Origin of the sequence: Psychroflexus sp. MES1-P1E (assembly GCF_002836055.1) — a bacterium.
GTDB lineage: Bacteria > Bacteroidota > Bacteroidia > Flavobacteriales > Flavobacteriaceae > Psychroflexus.
Map to the genome: position 1 here is coordinate 23,857 of NZ_PJBS01000319.1, position 17,539 is coordinate 41,395.

Annotated in this window: 13 protein-coding genes and 1 pseudogene; 9 read left to right on the forward strand and 5 right to left on the reverse strand. The window is 36.0% G+C overall.

Features of this window, described 5'->3' with window-relative positions; translation table 11 throughout:
- Positions 1 to 12: 12 nt before the first annotated feature.
- The 8 genes from CXF67_RS13685 (at position 13) to CXF67_RS13720 (ending at position 11,931) form a co-directional block, all read left to right on the forward strand.
- Positions 13 to 2,121, forward strand: coding sequence for a glycoside hydrolase family 97 protein (locus tag CXF67_RS13685; protein WP_102089260.1), 2,109 nt, complete (start codon positions 13 to 15; stop codon positions 2,119 to 2,121).
- Between the two features lie 9 nt (positions 2,122 to 2,130).
- Positions 2,131 to 4,026 (forward strand): glycoside hydrolase family 13 protein, encoded by a 1,896-nt coding sequence (locus CXF67_RS13690; RefSeq protein ID WP_102089261.1) that lies wholly within the window; start codon positions 2,131 to 2,133, stop codon positions 4,024 to 4,026.
- A gap of 78 nt (positions 4,027 to 4,104) precedes the next feature.
- On the forward strand, positions 4,105 to 5,541 hold the full coding sequence (locus CXF67_RS13695) for an alpha-amylase family glycosyl hydrolase (protein WP_102089262.1): 1,437 nt from the start codon (positions 4,105 to 4,107) through the stop codon (positions 5,539 to 5,541).
- A 106-nt stretch (positions 5,542 to 5,647) separates the two neighbouring features.
- Positions 5,648 to 6,634 (forward strand): 6-phosphofructokinase, encoded by a 987-nt coding sequence (gene pfkA, locus CXF67_RS13700; RefSeq protein WP_102089263.1) that lies wholly within the window; start codon positions 5,648 to 5,650, stop codon positions 6,632 to 6,634.
- Positions 6,635 to 6,664: 30 nt separating this feature from the next.
- Positions 6,665 to 7,660 (forward strand): type I glyceraldehyde-3-phosphate dehydrogenase, encoded by a 996-nt coding sequence (gap, locus tag CXF67_RS13705; RefSeq protein ID WP_102089264.1) that lies wholly within the window; start codon positions 6,665 to 6,667, stop codon positions 7,658 to 7,660.
- Between the two features lie 62 nt (positions 7,661 to 7,722).
- Positions 7,723 to 8,583: a BadF/BadG/BcrA/BcrD ATPase family protein gene (locus CXF67_RS13710; RefSeq protein WP_102089265.1), complete on the forward strand. Its 861-nt coding sequence runs from the start codon at positions 7,723 to 7,725 to the stop codon at positions 8,581 to 8,583.
- Positions 8,584 to 10,218: a glucose-6-phosphate isomerase gene (gene pgi / locus CXF67_RS13715; protein WP_102089266.1), complete on the forward strand. Its 1,635-nt coding sequence runs from the start codon at positions 8,584 to 8,586 to the stop codon at positions 10,216 to 10,218. It begins immediately after the preceding gene.
- 174 nt (positions 10,219 to 10,392) lie between these two features.
- The gene (locus CXF67_RS13720) at positions 10,393 to 11,931 is read left to right on the forward strand and encodes a YifB family Mg chelatase-like AAA ATPase (RefSeq protein ID WP_102089267.1); all 1,539 of its coding nucleotides are present in this window, start codon (positions 10,393 to 10,395) and stop codon (positions 11,929 to 11,931) included.
- Positions 11,932 to 12,146: 215 nt separating this feature from the next.
- Here CXF67_RS13720 and CXF67_RS13725 read toward each other — a convergent pair whose 3' ends face one another.
- From CXF67_RS13725 to CXF67_RS13745, 5 genes are all read right to left on the reverse strand, one after another.
- Entirely contained in the window at positions 12,147 to 12,506 is a 360-nt protein-coding gene (locus CXF67_RS13725; protein WP_102089268.1) for a hypothetical protein, read from the reverse strand.
- 530 nt (positions 12,507 to 13,036) lie between these two features.
- Entirely contained in the window at positions 13,037 to 13,777 is a 741-nt protein-coding gene (locus CXF67_RS13730; protein WP_102089269.1) for an SDR family oxidoreductase, read from the reverse strand.
- A 235-nt stretch (positions 13,778 to 14,012) separates the two neighbouring features.
- Positions 14,013 to 14,789: a DUF4349 domain-containing protein gene (locus tag CXF67_RS13735; RefSeq protein WP_102089270.1), complete on the reverse strand. Its 777-nt coding sequence runs from the start codon at positions 14,787 to 14,789 to the stop codon at positions 14,013 to 14,015.
- Positions 14,790 to 15,010: 221 nt separating this feature from the next.
- Complete coding sequence (locus CXF67_RS13740) at positions 15,011 to 15,409, reverse strand: response regulator (RefSeq protein ID WP_102089271.1); 399 nt, start codon at positions 15,407 to 15,409, stop codon at positions 15,011 to 15,013.
- Complete coding sequence (locus CXF67_RS13745) at positions 15,402 to 16,406, reverse strand: sensor histidine kinase (protein WP_102089272.1); 1,005 nt, start codon at positions 16,404 to 16,406, stop codon at positions 15,402 to 15,404. Before CXF67_RS13745 ends, CXF67_RS13740 begins: the two co-directional genes overlap by 8 nt.
- A 424-nt stretch (positions 16,407 to 16,830) precedes the next feature.
- Between CXF67_RS13745 and CXF67_RS13750 the strand changes: the two are divergent.
- A pseudogene (locus CXF67_RS13750) lies at positions 16,831 to 17,431 on the forward strand (IS110 family transposase); the annotation flags it as partial.
- Between the last annotated feature and the right edge of the window lie 108 nt (positions 17,432 to 17,539).

Below are 17,539 nucleotides of genomic sequence, written 5' to 3' on the forward strand. Positions count from 1 at the left end.
AATAAAATGATTATGAAAAGAACAATTGCTTTAATCGCGGTTTTGTTAGTATCGATGTCATCTCTGGGACAAGACATAAATTCACCAAACTCAGACTTGACTATGAGTTTTGAGCTTTTAGCTGATGGAACACCTACCTATACTTTGCACTATAAAAAAAAGGAAGTTATTGCCCAAAGCAAATTAGGCCTGGAGTTAGTAAATGAGGAGATCTCTTTGAGGAATGGTTTTAAAGTTTCTAAAGTCAAGACTAATTCAATTGATGAGACTTGGACGCCGGTTTGGGGAGAACAAGCCAAAATCAGAACTCATTATAATGAGTTGGCCATCACTTTGGAACAAGCAGAAAAAGATCGACATATCATTATCCGTTTTCGGTTATTTGACGAAGGTTTAGGTCTGAGGTATGAATTTCCTCAACAAGATAACTTGGTGTATTTTGTGATTAAAGAAGAACATACGGAATTTGTGATGACAGGAGATCACACGGCGTTTTGGATTCCTGGAGATTACGATTCTCAAGAATACGATTACACCACCTCTAAACTTTCAGAAATTAGCAGCAAGTTTGATGATGCACTAACGGGAAATGCTTCACAAAAGCAGTTTGCTAAAACAGGAGTACAAACTTCGTTAATGATGAAAACCAAAGACGGTCTTTATCTCAATTTACACGAAGCAGCCCTTAAAGAGTATTCCCTCATGAACCTTAATTTGGATGAAACTTCAATGATATTCAAATCTTGGTTAACTCCAGATGCCATAGGAAATAAAGGCTACATGCAAGCTCCAGCAGTTTCTCCATGGAGAACTATAATAGTGAGCGATGATGCAACAGATATTTTAGCGTCCAATATGACTCTGAATTTAAATGAACCTAACCAGCTAGAAGATACCTCTTGGATAAAGCCAATAAAGTATATGGGCGTTTGGTGGCAAATGATCACAGGAAAAAGCAGTTGGAATTATACCGATGAACTACCTTCTGTAAAACTAGGAGAAACGGATTATTTTAAAACTAAGCCTAATGGAAAGCATGCTGCTAATACTGATAATGTAAAAAAATATATCGACTTTGCTTCAAAGCACGGTTTTGATGCACTGCTTGTGGAGGGCTGGAATGAAGGTTGGGAAGATTGGTTTGGAAAGTCTAAAGACTATGTTTTCGACTTCGTAACGCCATATCCAGATTTCGATGTCGAATTGATTCAAGAGTATGCCGCTTCCAAAAATATTAAAATGATGATGCACCATGAAACTTCTGGAGCTGTACGTAATTACGAGCGTCATCTCGATACAGCTTATCAATTTATGAATACATATGGCTATACTTCTGTAAAGAGTGGTTACGTTGGAGATATTATTCCAAGAGGCGAACACCACTATGGTCAATGGGCCATTAATCACTTTTTATATGCTGTGAAAAAGGCTGCAGATTATAAGATCATGGTAAATGCTCATGAAGCCGTGAGACCAACAGGATTGAGAAGAACTTATCCTAATTTAATTGGAAACGAATCTGCAAGAGGGACGGAATTTCAAGCCTTCGGTGGCTCAAAACCCAATCATGTTACAATTTTGCCTTTCACAAGATTAATAGGAGGTCCTATGGATTATACCCCAGGAATTTTTGAAATGGACATCAGCAAATTGAACCCTGATAACAATTCACATGTCAATGCGACTATTGCCAACCAATTGGCTTTATATGTTACAATGTATAGTCCATTGCAAATGGCCGCGGATTTACCAGAAAACTACAATCGTTTTTTGGATGCTTTTCAATTCATAAAAGACGTTGCTTTAGACTGGGACGAAAGCCATTATCTGGAAGCAGAACCAGGCGAATATATCACCGTAGCCAGAAAGGCTAAAGGTGAAAACAACTGGTTTGTTGGAAATGTAAATGGAGTTACTCCTAGGTCAACTCAACTGAAGTTGGATTTCCTAGAGAAAGGAAAAACTTATGAAGCTACCATTTATGCCGATGCTAAAGATGCACATTATAAAACAAACCCACAGGCCTATAAAATTTCTAAAAAGAAAGTGACTTATGAGTCTACCTTGAAATTGAATTCTGCGCCTGGTGGTGGTTTTGCGATTAGTATAATGGAACACTAAATTTTAGATATGAAACATAGGAGTTTTTTAAAACCACAAGTATTTGCTTTGGGATGTTTTTTTCTTCTGAATTTGTTTTCAGTGGAATTCAATGCACAAGATTTAAAAATTGAACCTCCTAATTGGTGGATTGGCATGCAAACAAATGATTTGCAACTTTTGGTTCATGCAAAGCATATCTCAACCTATCAGCCTGAGTTGAATTACGCCGGAGTTGAATTGATGAAGGTTCATAAGGCAGATAGTCCAAATTACTTATTTTTAGATGTAACTATTTCAGAAGAAGCAAAAGCGGGAACGTTCACTATCAACTTCAAAAGAAAAGGGGAAAAGAACTTGAAGTTCATTTACGAGTTAAAGCAAAGAGAAAAATCAGCAGAAGAGCATGTAGGTTTTAACCACACAGATGCAGTGTATTTAATCACACCAGATCGTTTTGCAAATGGCGATCCTAGTAATGATGTTGTAAAAGGGCTTAAAGAAGCTAAAATGAATCGCGATAATAACTATGCAAGACATGGTGGAGATCTACAAGGAATCATAGATCATCTGGATTATATTTCGGGAATGGGATTTACCAGTATTTGGTCTAGTCCTTTGTTAACAAATGATATGAACTCCTCTTCTTATCATGGTTATGCGATCACCGATTTTTATGACGTAGATCCCCGATTTGGAACTTTAGATTTATATAAAGAGTTATCTCAAAAAGCCTCCAAAAAAGGAGTTGGTCTTATCATGGATATGATTGCCAACCACTGTGGAAGTGAACATTGGTGGATGAAAGATTTACCTTTCAAGGATTGGCTCAACTATCAAGAGTTATATGAAAAAGGTCAAGACATACCAACTTCCAATCATCGGAGATCGACCAATCAAGATCTATATGCTTCAAAACTTGACTTTAAGATTATGCATGAAGGCTGGTTCGTACCGACTATGCCCGATTTGAATCAGCGGAATCCATTTCTAGCAGCCTACATCATTCAAAATAGTATTTGGTGGGTTGAAACTTTAGATTTGCATGGGATTCGCCAAGACACCTATCCGTATCCAAATAAAGTCTTTATGTCCAATTGGGCAGGAGCTATTATGGAAGAGTATCCCAATTTTAATATAGTTGGAGAGGAATGGACGACAGACCATTTGCTTGTGGGATATTGGCAGGATGGAGCACAAAATAAAGACGGTTACAAATCCAACTTAAGATCTACAATGGATTTTCCTATGCAGATGAAAATCGTGCAGGCCTTGAATGATGATAGCAAGGCTTGGGGGAGCGGTTTGATGAAAATTTATGAAGGGTTAGCAAACGACTTTTACTATCCAGAGCCTAAGGATATCATGATTTTCGCTGATAATCATGATATGGATAGAATTTTTACTCAGTTACAGGAAGACATTACTAAGACCAAAATGGCATTGGGGCTTATGTTAACTCTACCTAGAACACCCCAAATCTATTATGGCACTGAAATTTTAATGGATAATTCAGAAAAGCTTGGTGACCATGGGTTAATACGAACCGATTTTCCTGGCGGCTGGGCCGGAGATAAGGTGAATGCATTTACGGGTCAAAACCTTAGTAGCGAAAAAGCTTCCTTTCAATTGTTTTTAAAAAACATATTGAATTTCAGAAAAACTTCAGAAGCTATTTTAGAGGGGGAAATGGTCCATTTTGCACCTTCCAATGGTATCTATCCAGTATTCAGAATACATGAAAATGAAGTGGTGGCTGTATTTCTAAATACTGATGAAAGCAAAATTTCTTTAGACTTAAATGTATTTGAGGAGTTAGATCTTCAGGATACTTTATTTCAAGATATTTTGGGTGAAACTGATTTTATTTGGAAAGAAGAACTTCAGTTAAAACCTGGGCTTTCTGTTTTTAGTGCAAAGCTGTAAGCAAGCTTTATTAAATTCAGAATAAAAGGAAAATACTTTTACATCGCTAAAAAAAATATCAAATTATAACTCGATAAAATGAAAATAACCCAATATGTAAGCTTAGTGATATTGTCAACATTAGTGTTGACTTCTTGTCAGCAAAAAAAAGATAAAAAAGAGGAGGAGTCTAAGGCTTTAGAGCCAATTTCTAATGAAACTTTAGAATCTTCTGTGATTTACGAAGCCAATATTCGTCAATATTCACCTGAAGGAACCTTCGAAGCTTTTACAAAAGATATTCCCCAGCTTAAAGAGTTGGGTGTAAAGGTGATTTGGCTAATGCCTATTTATCCTATCTCTATAAAAAATAGAAAAGCTACTGCAGATTTGTCGATTGAAGATATTGAAGATCCTGAAGAAAGGGAAAAGTACTTAGGGAGTTATTATGCTATTTCAGACTATACAGCAGTTAATCCTGATTTCGGAACACTAGATGATTTTGATAAGTTGGTAGACACTGCTCATGAAAACGGTATGTACGTTATCCTCGATTGGGTGGCAAACCACACAGGTTGGGACCATGAATGGATAGAAAAATACCCAGACTATTATCATAAAGATAAAGAAGGGAATGTCACTGACCCTATTAACCCAGATACAGGAGAATCTTGGGGGTGGAGTGATGTTGCTCACCTGAATTATGAAAGCGATTCACTTTGGATAGCGATGAAGCATGAAATGTTATACTGGGTAAAAGAAAAAAACATCGATGGTTTTAGATGTGATGTAGCTGGTAATGTCACTACAGATTTTTGGAATTATGTCGTTCCAGAGTTAAAGAAAGAAAAGCCAGTATTTATGTTAGCTGAAAGTGAAGATAAAGAGTTGTTTTACGAAGCTTTTGATATGGGTTATAATTGGGAAGGTCATCATATTATAAACGAGATTGGTCAAGGTAAAATGTCAGTGAAAAATTGGGATGATTACATGGCTAAAATTGATACTACTTATCAGGATGATGATTATTTGATGAATTTTATAACTAACCATGACGAGAATTCCTGGAATGGTACCGTTAAGGAACGATTGGGAGAGGCTTCAAAAACTATGTTAGCGCTTACCTATGCCTTACCAGGCATGCCCTTAATATACAGTGGACAAGAATATGGAATGAATCATAGGTTAAAGTTTTTTGAGAAAGATACAATCCCCAAAACTAAAGGAGAAACTTGGAAGATCTTAGAAAAGCTAGGAGCCTTAAAAAACAATCGAAAAGCTTTGCATGGGGCAAAGAATGGAGCTTCTTATAAGCGACTATCAACTTCAAACGATGAGCACATCTTGGCTTTCCAAAGAGAAAAGAATGAAGATACATTCATATTTATAGCTAATTTTTCGGACAAGAAGCAAGAGTTTAAGATTTCAGTATCTGGAGATTTTGTAGGTTATGAATTATTTGATGAGGTAAGTTTAAAAACTGATGAAATTCACAATTTTGAGGCTTGGGAGCACAAAATTTTGTTATCTAAGTAGAAATTGACTATTTTTTATAAAATTTTAATAATGTTTACCCTTCGAAATCGTTTTAGTAGATAACTAAATTAGTGAGAATCTTATATTTAAAATATATTTGGAAAAAATGAGCAAGAAATTAACTAAAATAGCTGTTTTAACATCTGGAGGTGATTCTCCTGGGATGAATGCAGCCATAAGAGCAGTTGTAAGAAATGCTGCTTATTCCAGTCTAAAATGTGACGGTGTTTACAGAGGTTACCAAGGTTTAATTGAAAACGAATTTATTGAATTAGGTCCAAGGGATGTCAAAAACACTATTAATAGAGGGGGTACTTTTCTTAAGTCCGCTCGTTCAAAAGGCTTTATGACCAAAGAAGGTCGGCAAAAAGCCTACGATAACTTAATGGCTAGAGATGTAGATGCTCTTGTGGTTATTGGGGGTGATGGAACATTTACAGGGGCTTCTATTTTTAGTAAGGAATTCGATATCCCTATTATTGGTATTCCTGGAACCATAGATAACGACATCAATGGAACCGACTATACTATAGGCTATGATACAGCACTTAATACAGTGGTCGAGGCCATAGATAAAATTCGAGATACAGCAAGTTCTCACGATCGCCTATTTTTGGTAGAAGTGATGGGCAGAGATGCTGGCGATATCGCCTTAAATAGTGGGATAGGTGCAGGTGCTGAAGAAATTTTAATCCCTGAGGAAAACATGGGTATAGAGCGTCTATTGGAATCGCTTGATAAAAGCCGTAAAACGGGAAAAACGTCTAGCATTATAGTCGTCTCTGAAGGAGACCAAATCGGTAAAAATATTACTGAGGTGGCAAATTCTATCCAAACTAGGCTTCCAGATTATGAAGTAAAAGTAACTGTGCTTGGCCATATTCAACGGGGAGGTTCTCCAAGTTGCTCCGATAGGGTTCTTGCCAGTAGATTAGGAGTAGGAGCTGTTGATGCGTTGCTGGAAGGATATTCTAATATTATGGTTGGCATAGAACATAAAAAGATAGTTTACGTTCCTTTTGATACTGCCATCAATATTAAAAAAGTATTAGATAAAGATTTGATAAGAGTTGCAGATATTGTATCCTCTTAAATATATATTAAACCTTAAAATTCAATAATTATGACAAAAATAGGTATTAACGGTTTCGGCCGTATTGGTAGAATTGCTTTTCGCATAGCGATGGATAATAAAGATGTAGAAATTGTAGGAATAAACGATTTACTTGATGTAGATCATTTGGCTTATATGCTCAAATACGATTCTGTTCATGGAAGGTTCAACAAATCTGTAGAAGTTAAAGATGGACATTTAGTTGTAGATGGAAAAACAGTTAGAATTACAGCTGAAAGAGATCCAAAACAATTGAAGTGGGATGCTGTTGGTGCAGAAGTTATTGTAGAATGTACAGGAATCTTTAATGATAAAGCTTCAGCTTCTGCTCACATTGTTGCAGGTGCCAAGAAGGTAGTCATTTCTGCTCCGACTAAAGATACTCCTATGTTTGTGATGGGAGTGAATCATAAGGACGCAAAAGCAGAAGATACAGTTGTGTCTAACGCGTCTTGTACAACGAATTGTTTAGCTCCTTTGGCGAAAGTAATCAATGATAATTTCGGAATTGTAGAGGGCTTAATGACGACAGTTCACGCAGCAACTTCAACACAGTTTGTAGTAGATTCTCCATCTGCCAAAAATTACCGTGTTGGTAGAAGTGCAATGAATAACATTATTCCTACGAGTACTGGTGCCGCTGTAGCAGTGACTAAAGTTATACCTGAATTAAAAGGTAAACTAACAGGAATGGCTTTTAGAGTTCCAACAGCAGATGTTTCTGTAGTCGACTTAACGGTTAGAACAGAAAAATCAGTCTCGTATGAAGAGGTAAAAGCTGCAATGAAAAAGGCTTCTGAAGGAGACTTGAAAGGAATCTTAACCTATACAGAAGACGAAGTCGTATCTCAAGATTTCGTATCTCATTCGGGTATCTGCAACTTTGATGCGAATGCTGGAATTGCACTTAATGATAATTTCTTTAAGCTTATTGCTTGGTACGATAATGAATGGGGATTCTCTGCAAAAATGCTTGATTTAGCAGTTCATATCGCTAAAGTTTAATTTATAATTAATCTCAAAAGCTTGAATAGGTTACTGTTCAAGCTTTTTTAATATATAAGACTATGATACTTATTGCTGATGGTGGGTCTACAAAGTGTGATTGGATTTTATTGGATGATGAAGGAGAAGTTGTAACCAAAACTAGAACTAAAGGATTAAATCCTGCTGTTTTTAAACCCCATATTTTAAAGTCTCGCTTACAAGAAAATGATGCACTAAAGCAAATCATTCCTAAAGTGAGCAGAGTTGATTTTTACGGAGCAGGTTGTGGCACTCCGACACCCATAAAAAACTTAAAGGGAATTTTAGAAGACTACTTCAATAATGCTGAGGTGAATGTTGAAGAGGACATGGTTGCTGCTGCATTAGCGGCGACTACCGAGCCTGGTATCGTCTGTATATTAGGAACGGGATCTAATTCTTGTTTTTTTGATGGTAAAAAAGTCCACATGGAAGTGGAGTCACTTGGTTATGTCTTGATGGATGAGGCCAGCGGTAACTATTTTGGTAAACGTTTAATACGCGACTACTATTATAAGACGATGGGAATAGATATGAGTAAAGAGTTTGCTAAACGTTATGATCTCTCAGCAGACTGTATAAAACGAAATGTATACAAAGAGGAAAATCCCAATACGTATTTAGCTTCTTTTGCTGAATTTATTTTCACTGCACAAGAACGAAATGGGTATTTTTATAAATTGATTTACGAAGGGATGGAAAAGTTTATTGAGCGCAGAGTGATGTGTTATAAACAAGCTCAAAATGTCCCAATCCATTTTATAGGCTCAATTGCTTTCTTTTCTGAGGATATTATTCGTGATGTTGCTAAACGGTACCACTTAAACATTGGAAACGTCATCAGAAGGCCTATCGATGGTCTTATATCTCATTATAAAAAAAATGTTTTAAAAGTTAAATAAATGCCACTACATACACAGTCTCCTTTAGATTCAAAACATTGGAAAGCTTTAGAGACTCTTTCTAAAAAAGACTATAATTTGAAGCCACTATTCGCTTCAAACTCTAATAGATTCAAAGATTTCTCTATTCATTCTGCTGATTTTCTAGTAGATTATTCCAAAAACTTACTTGATAAAGAAGTTTTAGATCACTTAATATATTTAGCAAAAGAGGCGGGTCTGGATGAGGCTATCAACAGCTATTTTGAAGGAGACCTCATCAATCAAACCGAAGGCAGAGCTGTATTACATACAGCTTTAAGAGCCTCTAAAAACAACTCGGCTAAAGTGGAGGGTAAAGATGTTTATGGAGACGTACAAGAGGTGTTATCTAAAATTAAAAGCTTTGCAGATCAGGTAAATTCTGGTGAACGCGTATCTTTTAGTGGAGATAAATTTACAGATGTTGTCAATATTGGTATCGGTGGTTCAGACTTAGGCCCACAGATGATTGTAGATGCTTTAGCCTACTACCAAAAGGATATAAAACCTCACTTTATTTCCAATGTTGATGGAGACCACGTGATGGAAACCATAAAAGGTTTAAATCCCAAAACAACACTTTTTCTTATTGTTTCTAAATCCTTTACTACACAAGAAACTCTGACGAATGCTAATACTCTAAGAGACTGGTTTTTAAAGTCAGCCTCACAACAAGATGTTAAGCATAATTTTGTAGCTGTTTCTACCAATATAAAAGCAGTAGAAAAATTTGGAATAGATAAAGACAATATTTTCCCGATGTACGATTGGGTTGGCGGAAGGTTTTCTCTATGGAGTGCTGCTGGTCTATCGATAGCAGTTAGTCTTGGTTCAAAACATTTTCAAGAGCTTTTGGAGGGTGCCGAAGAGATGGATCAACATTTTAAGACTACAGATTTCAAGACTAATATTCCAGTTATACTTGCTTTACTTGGGATCTGGTACAATAATTTTTTGAAAGCTGAAAGTGAAGCTGTTATTCCGTACACACAATACTTACAAAAACTAGCTCCTTATCTTCAACAAGCTTCTATGGAAAGCAATGGTAAAAGCGTGGATAGAACTGGACAGAAAACGACTTATCAAACGGGTACAATTGTTTGGGGTGAACCAGGAACAAATTCTCAACATGCTTTTTTTCAGTTAATTCATCAAGGAACCAAGTTGATTCCATCAGATTTTATTGGATATAAAATTCCATTACACGGGAACAAGGAACATCATGATATTTTGATGGCCAATTATTTTGCCCAAACAGAAGCATTGATGATTGGAAAATCTAAAGAAGAAGTTACAAAAGAGCTCCAAGACTCAGGTATGAAAGAACATGATATTCAAAAGCTACTCCCTTTTAAGGTTTTTGAAGGTAATAAACCGACGACTTCAATTTTAATGGATAAGTTAACTCCAAAGTCATTAGGTAAATTGGTAGCGATGTATGAACATAAAATTTTTGTTCAAGGTGTTATTTGGAACATATTCAGTTATGATCAGTGGGGAGTGGAACTTGGCAAACAACTAGCCAAAAACACTTTGAAAGATATCCAGTCTTCGACTATAGAAGGCTCCCATGATGCATCTACTAATGCCTTATTAAAGCACTTTAAGGCTTAGGTTGTTCTTTATAAGTTTTAACTAAATCCGAAATGATTTCATTTCGGATTTTTTATGTGCCGTAATCTGAGAACAAATATTTACACCAAATTAAACACTTAAAAATGAGAGCAATCACGCGATATGTTTTTAAAAAAGCATATTTTTAGTTAACTAACTTTTAATCTGTGTATTATGCTAGTTAAAGTCTTTGGAAGTTCGGTTTTTGGAGTAGATGCTGAAATAATTACCGTCGAGATTAATATGGAAAAGGGGATAGGCTATCATCTCGTTGGTCTTCCAGATAACGCTATACGCGAAAGTAGTTTTAGAATTCAGGCAGCTCTCAAGAATACAGGCTTTAAGTTTCCAGGGAAGAAAATAATTGTTAATATGGCGCCAGCAGACATGCGAAAAGAAGGGTCTGCTTATGATCTAACTTTGGCTCTTGGAATTCTTTCTGCTTCCAATCAAATTAAATCTGAGGAGATTGGCAATTATATTATTATGGGAGAATTGTCTCTAGATGGGAGCTTACAGCCCATCAGAGGAGCTTTGTCTATTGCTATAAAAGCAAAACAAGAAGGCTTCAAGGGGTTTATTTTACCAAAACAGAATGCTAAAGAGGCCGCCATTGTAGATGATCTGAAGGTGTATGGTGTCGAAAGCATAAGTGAAGTCATTAATTTCTTTGATAAAGACGAAGCCTTAGAGCCAACAAGAATAAATACCAAAGAAATCTTTTATAATAACCTAGCTCATCCAGAATATGACTTTGCAGATGTTAAGGGGCAAGAATCCATAAAGCGGTGTATGGAAATTGCAGCAGCTGGTGGGCACAATATCATTATGGTAGGCCCGCCAGGCTCTGGTAAAACCATGCTGGCAAAACGCTTGCCTAGTATTCTCCCTCCGATGAGTTTGCAAGAAGCCCTTGAAACCACCAAAATACATTCAGTAGTAGGTCGTGTAAAAGAAAATGTAGGCCTTATGGCAGAACGGCCTTTTAGAAGTCCACATCACACGATATCTGATGTAGCTTTAGTTGGTGGCGGAGCTTATCCTCAACCTGGTGAAATTTCTTTAGCACATAATGGTATTTTATTTTTGGATGAGCTTCCCGAGTTCAAAAGAACAGTTTTGGAAGTGATGCGCCAACCTCTAGAAGATCGCGAAGTCACCATTTCTAGAGCAAAATTCACCGTCACCTATCCCTCTAGCTTTATGCTTGTCGCGAGCATGAACCCAAGTCCAAGTGGTTATTTCAACGATCCAGATGCTCCGGTGACCTCTTCGCCAGCAGAAATGCAACGCTATCTCGGGAAAATTAGTGGCCCCCTTTTAGACAGAATAGATATTCATATAGAAGTGACTCCAGTGCCTTTTGATAAGCTTAGCGATGAACGCAGAGGGGAAAGCAGTGTCGATATTCGGGATCGAGTGACAAAAGCCAGAGAGTCTCAAACGGAACGTTTTAAGGATTCTGAATTGGTGCATTATAACGCTCAAATGAGTGTTAAACACATTAAAACCTTTTGTAAACTCGAAGAGTCCTCTAAAGCACTTTTAAAAGCGGCGATGGAAAAGCTTAACCTTTCTGCTCGGGCTTACGACAGGATTTTGAAAGTAGCGAGAACCATAGCCGATCTAGAAGGCTCTCCAAATGTCACAGGAACACATATTTCTGAGGCGATACAGTATAGGAGCTTAGATCGTGACGGGTGGTTGGGTTAAACTCTCGCTGCAATACGAATCTCGATATTTTTGTTATGTGATGTTGTAAATAGTTTTATTAAATGCTCCAAACTTTCAATTTACCACCAAAATCTGCATTAACACGTTTTTATGCGCTACGATTCCGCTTTGCTATTTCCGATTCTTCTTATACCAGTCGGAGAAACGTCTGGCAAAAATATTTGTATGGTTTGTGGACGCATTTTTTATATTATTTATTCGGGTATAAAACCACCTTCTTGATACCAGTTAGAATTATATAATGCTTCATAAGTAGCAGTTTGCCATAAATTTATATTAGCATTCCTCATACTTAACCAACTATCTTCAAGAAAATTCTTAACAGATAACGCACCACTGGTTTCAAATAATCGATTGATCTTAAAGTAATTCATTGCCAATTTTTCACCACTATGCGATGCATATAATTTTTCTAGTTCAAATAATCTAAAATGATTATTTATTCTTTCATACTTGATGTCATGCCAAGTATCTGGTTTAATAGTATAAAATCTGAAGAAGGCAGGACTATAAATTCTGGTACTAATTCTAGGGCTACGCTCTGGACAGGCCAAGCAGGAACCTTATATAAGGCTATTAGGTTGGATAAGCAAGCACATCATTGTAAAGTCCAAAACACGAAAAGTGATAACCGAAATAGTAGATAAGGCAGGGATCACAAGAAAGAAGACGCTCTTACCCCGATAAAAATCGGGGCAGGCTCTAGGGAGGTCTCTACAACTACGAGTTGGTTAGGTAGAGAAGTCAGTCCCGAAGCCTCGGGATGATAGTACCCACGAGAAACGAGTTGCATAAAACTGCATAGGTTTCACAAGTGGGGAAGGACTGAAGGCATTCCTTCTGGAAATTATTCAGGGAGCATTAATTTTCGTTACTGGGCAACCCCCAGAAAATGTGTAGCCCTTTAATAAAGTACAGAATAGTTTCGATTGGTGTAAAGAGCGATTGAAAAGACGGATTGCGAACCGCCGTATACAGCCTGTCCCAATTTTTCCGGGAGGATGCCTATGTACGGTCGCGTGAAGGGTGCACTCCGTCATCTGATGGCGGAGCCATCCACTCGATTGGCTGCTGGCTTTATTAGTTAAGCAAATCCGCCATTTGCTCCAATATTTTGTCCTGTTATCCATTTTGAATCATCGTCTACAAGAAATAAGATGATTTTTGCAATGTCTTCAGGTTCGCCAATTCGATTAAAAGCTGACATTGAAGCCAAACGTTTTATAACCTCCTCATCTTTCCCTTGTTTGAAAAGTTCAGTATTAACTGGACCTGGTGAAATAGAATTTACTGTAATTCCTTTAGTTCCTACTTCTTTCGCAAACACTCTAGTGAGCTGTTCAACTGCAGCTTTAGTGGCGGAATATGTTCCATAAGTCGGCAACATTAGTCGTGTTACAGAGCTCGAAAAATTAATTATCCTTCCATTATCAGCTAAAAGTGTAGATGCCTCTCTCATAGTGTTGAACACCCCTTTTACATTTATATCAAAAATTCTATCAAAATCTTCGTCCGTTGTGTCTTTGATCAATTTATAAATTGCAATTCCAGCATTGTTTATCAAAATATCAATTTTTTCAAACCTCTCAATGGTTTTTTGAAATAATATTTTTACGTCTTCCGATTTACTAACGTCAGCTTGGATAGCAATAGCTTGTCCACCACTTTGTAAAATTTCATTTACTACATTTAAGGCTGTTTCTTCACTGCCTGAACAATTAACCACCACTTTTGCACCATTTTTAGCAAGAGTTTTGGCAATGGTCGATCCAATACCTCTTGAAGAACCTGTTATGATTATTACTTTTCCTTTTAATTTTTCCATTTATTATCTTTTTTTTTATTGGTTTGAGTCAGCCTGCAGCTAACGTTTAGTATATGGCGAGCAGGGCAGTAGGAGGCGATAAACTTTCGAGTTTGCACTGAGCCAAAACGTTGTATTTTGTTTTTAATTTATTCATATTAAAGACCAAATCAACGATTTGGCGGTGTTTCTTAATAGCACTGAACTTTCGTAAATCACTAAACGCCCTATTTGCTATATACAGTGTTACCCACTTTTATTTTCTTTTTCTCCACATTTTAATTCCAAGTATTAGTCCTATTCCGATTAAGATAAATGGCCAAATATTGGTCAAAAAAACGAAGAGCAAAATTAAGTTAACCCAACCGCTTTTAAATCCATTCTTAAATTTATTTCCAAATTCGGTTTCATTCGGTATTGATTGATAAAAAGTCATTGTTAGAGTGGATAACGAAACTTTACTTTTTAAATAATTTAATCGTCCTTCAATAGATTCTATTTCAGAACGTAATTGGCCGATTTGTTTTTCAACTTCCAATATTTCGGTTACGCTATTTGCTTTTTTGAGTAATTCTAAATATCTATTTTCAAGTTCCTTTTTAGTTTTAACTCGAGCCTGAATATCAAGAAATTCTTCAGTCACATCTTTTACTTCAATATTTTTGCTATCAAATTTTGCTACTCCTTTAGTAGCATCATTTAATAGTAAGTCAAAATTATTGGCAGGAACTCGAATTACTATCGTATTACTCACTCTACCAATAGATTTATATTCTTGGTCAGAAGAGGTGTATCCTTTGTATTTTCCAATACTTTCAAATATTAATTTTCGAGTAGAACTAATATTATCTGTTTCAAATTCGACTCGCCCTTCTTTTATTAACTTTCGTTCAACATTAATTTCTTCTTGCTGTTCGGTTTTTGAAGCTATTGCCTCATCATCCGCCATTTCAAATGAAGCATCTTCATTTTTTGCACAACTAAACATTAGAAGAAGAATAAGTAGTCCAACTATTTTTCCTTGTATTTTCATATTTTTTCTAATTGTGTACAACGGTTAGTACAAAGTTAGTAAGGCGTTTTGGAAACGCAATTTTCTTCGGTCTGCAAAGGTACGGAAAGAGCATAATGGCTTGGGTAGAGCGGTTTGCCCTATTAAATTTATACAGTGTTTTTAGCCAGTCTTTTATTGTATATCGTAAGGTCCGCTATCATTTTTTATGCGGCAGAAGGCCGTTTTTTTGTATGAACAACTTACAGTTCTTTAAATATTTCGATCAGCTTTTCTTTGGAAATGGGTTTAATAATGAAGTCGGTAACTAAACTTATACTTTTTGCCTTGGCAATATCATATGGTGATATGGAGGATGAAATAATATAAATAATAATCTTTCTGCCTAGCTTTGGGCTAAGCAGTATGTATTCTTCAAGAAATCCCCATCCATCCAGTACAGGCATGGAAAGGTCAAGAAGAATTATTTCAGGCAGGGTATCGGGATTGTCTGCATTTTTTTTTAAAAAATTTATCGCATCTAAGCCGTGGTCAAAAACTTTAATCATACCAACAAGATTTGTCTGTTCTATGGTTTTTTTGACCAGGAAAGTATAGATTTTATCATCATCAACGATTCCAAGTGTTTTAACTTTATTCATGTGTTTGGGTTTTAAATTCAACAAAAAAGGTACTACCTATATTAGGAATACTCGTAGCCCATATTTTTCCACCGATTGCCTCCACCTGAGTTTTGACAAGGTACAAGCCGAATCCTTTGGCATCTGTGTGCTTATGAAAAGTTTTTCTTATTTTAAAAAGATTGTCTTGATACTTTATCAAGTCTATTCCCAAACCATTGTCAGCAACAGATAAGATAATGTTCCCGTTTATTTTTTCGAACTTAATTTTGACAACTGGTTTTCTATCCGGTGATTTATATTTCAAGGTGTTACTTATAAGATTTGTAAGTATACTATCTATATATTTCCTTGGATTATAAATTTCATGGATATCATTAAAATTTATTTGAATATCTGCCTCGTAGGCTTCAATCTCGGATACAAATCCGATAAGAATACTATCTAAACAGTCCTTCAGAATTATCTTGTTTGATTTTACTTCGGTGTCTTGCCTTATCTGAACCGATTCCACCAATTCGTTAAACACATGATTTAAATGGGTGGTTACAAGTTTTGTTTTTTTCAACAGGTCATTTCGTTCATCTTCATCCTTGCTTTCCTGCATAAAATCAACCAGCATGGCAATGTTTACAAGCGGTGCTCTTAAATTATGAGACACAATGTTACAGAAATCAATAAGCTGTCGATTTGCAATTTCTAATTCAGCGGTTCTTTTCGTCTTCTCTTTATTCTGAAATATCAGCTCGTTATTTACAATTTCTAATTCAGCGGTTCTTTTCGTCTTCTCTTCATTCTGAAATACCAGCTCTTTATTTGCAATTTCTAATTCAGCGGCTCGTTTCTTTTTCTCTTCCTTCTGAAATACCCGTTCTTTTTTTGCAATTACTAATTCAGCGGCTCGTTTCTTTTTCTCTTCTTTCTGAAATACACGCTCTTTATTTATGGCAATTAATTCAACTTTAAGCACATCTGCTTCTTCCTGTTTTTCTTTGGTATTTTTATCGGTCCGGGCCATTTTAGTTCAATTAAGTATTGGTTTTGGAAATATTTTCTAATGTAGTGTTTTTTAGCATTGGATATAATAGTTACGTATATCAAAAGTTTGGCATTTCGAAGCACTTTCCTGTCAATTTACAAGTACTTTTGATACGAGCTGAAATACCTGATAACTCACTGATTGCCAAATGTTTTATATTCAACTTAAGTTTACAATTCATTAAATTTAGATGTAAATCAGAAAGTACCAAAGAGAGAATTAAGGTTAACATATACGCAGAGACTATGAACTTGTCAACCCCGAAGCTTCGGGATAAATCCCCTCTCTTTTCTTTCGCAGATTTCTATGAGGCTTTTAGACCTCGATTTTAAGCGTTGCACTGATCTTGTCGAAGTGTCGTTGAAACTCGCGTAGTATTTACTTTCAAAAAAAACATTTTTCTATAAATAAAGATATTAAATATTTTGAAATTGACATTAGTTATTTAGTGTTTGATGTTACAGATTCAGATGGTAATTACTATCAGTTTAAAAATAATCCTTCTGGCTTTAAAAAGTTTGCAAAACTCTTAAATCATGATAGCCATTGCGTGATGGAAGCTAAAGGGTATTATCATTATCAACTGGCTAACCATTTACTTGAGTCTAGTCTAAAAGTATCGGTAGAAAATCCATTAGCATTGAAACGCTTTATACAGATGAAGTTGTCAAAAATCAAGACCGATAAGAGCGATTCAAAACTTATTTGTGAGTATGCTAAAAAGGTAGATCTAAAACTGTGGCAAGGTAACTCCAAGCATCTAACAGAGTGCTTGCAAATGATTAGACTCCTTTTTGTATATACAAAACAGAGCACTATGCTGAAAAAACAAATTACATGGAGAATCCGTTATGGGCAATCCAAGTAAAGCAGTTGTAAGATCTTTAAAGCGCAGTGTAACACAGCTCAAAAAAGAGATAAAAACCTTAGAGGACAAATTGTTGGTTTTGGTAAAACGAGCACATCAAGACCTATTAACTCGTTTAAAAACTAGTCCAGGTGTTATACCAAACTAGACCTATAATGACGCAATAAATCGTTTCTTTTTCGCCTGCTCTTCATCAAAAATAATTACCGTAGCCAAGGCTACGCTAATTATTTTTGATTTCAAT

Excerpts from the sequence above, each read along its gene's own strand:
- CXF67_RS13695 (WP_102089262.1), top strand. The coding sequence starts at position 4,105 with ATGAAAATAACCCAATATGTAAGCTTAGTGATATTGTCAACATTAGTG.
- CXF67_RS13735 (WP_102089270.1), bottom strand. The coding sequence starts at position 14,789 with ATGAAAATACAAGGAAAAATAGTTGGACTACTTATTCTTCTTCTAATG.
- CXF67_RS13690 (WP_102089261.1), top strand. The coding sequence starts at position 2,131 with ATGAAACATAGGAGTTTTTTAAAACCACAAGTATTTGCTTTGGGATGT.
- CXF67_RS13710 (WP_102089265.1), top strand. The coding sequence starts at position 7,723 with ATGATACTTATTGCTGATGGTGGGTCTACAAAGTGTGATTGGATTTTA.
- CXF67_RS13730 (WP_102089269.1), bottom strand. The coding sequence starts at position 13,777 with ATGGAAAAATTAAAAGGAAAAGTAATAATCATAACAGGTTCTTCAAGA.
- CXF67_RS13745 (WP_102089272.1), bottom strand. The coding sequence starts at position 16,406 with ATGGCCCGGACCGATAAAAATACCAAAGAAAAACAGGAAGAAGCAGAT.
- CXF67_RS13720 (WP_102089267.1), top strand. The coding sequence starts at position 10,393 with ATGCTAGTTAAAGTCTTTGGAAGTTCGGTTTTTGGAGTAGATGCTGAA.
- gap (WP_102089264.1), top strand. The coding sequence starts at position 6,665 with ATGACAAAAATAGGTATTAACGGTTTCGGCCGTATTGGTAGAATTGCT.
- pgi (WP_102089266.1), top strand. The coding sequence starts at position 8,584 with ATGCCACTACATACACAGTCTCCTTTAGATTCAAAACATTGGAAAGCT.
- CXF67_RS13740 (WP_102089271.1), bottom strand. The coding sequence starts at position 15,409 with ATGAATAAAGTTAAAACACTTGGAATCGTTGATGATGATAAAATCTAT.
- CXF67_RS13685 (WP_102089260.1), top strand. The coding sequence starts at position 13 with ATGAAAAGAACAATTGCTTTAATCGCGGTTTTGTTAGTATCGATGTCA.
- pfkA (WP_102089263.1), top strand. The coding sequence starts at position 5,648 with ATGAGCAAGAAATTAACTAAAATAGCTGTTTTAACATCTGGAGGTGAT.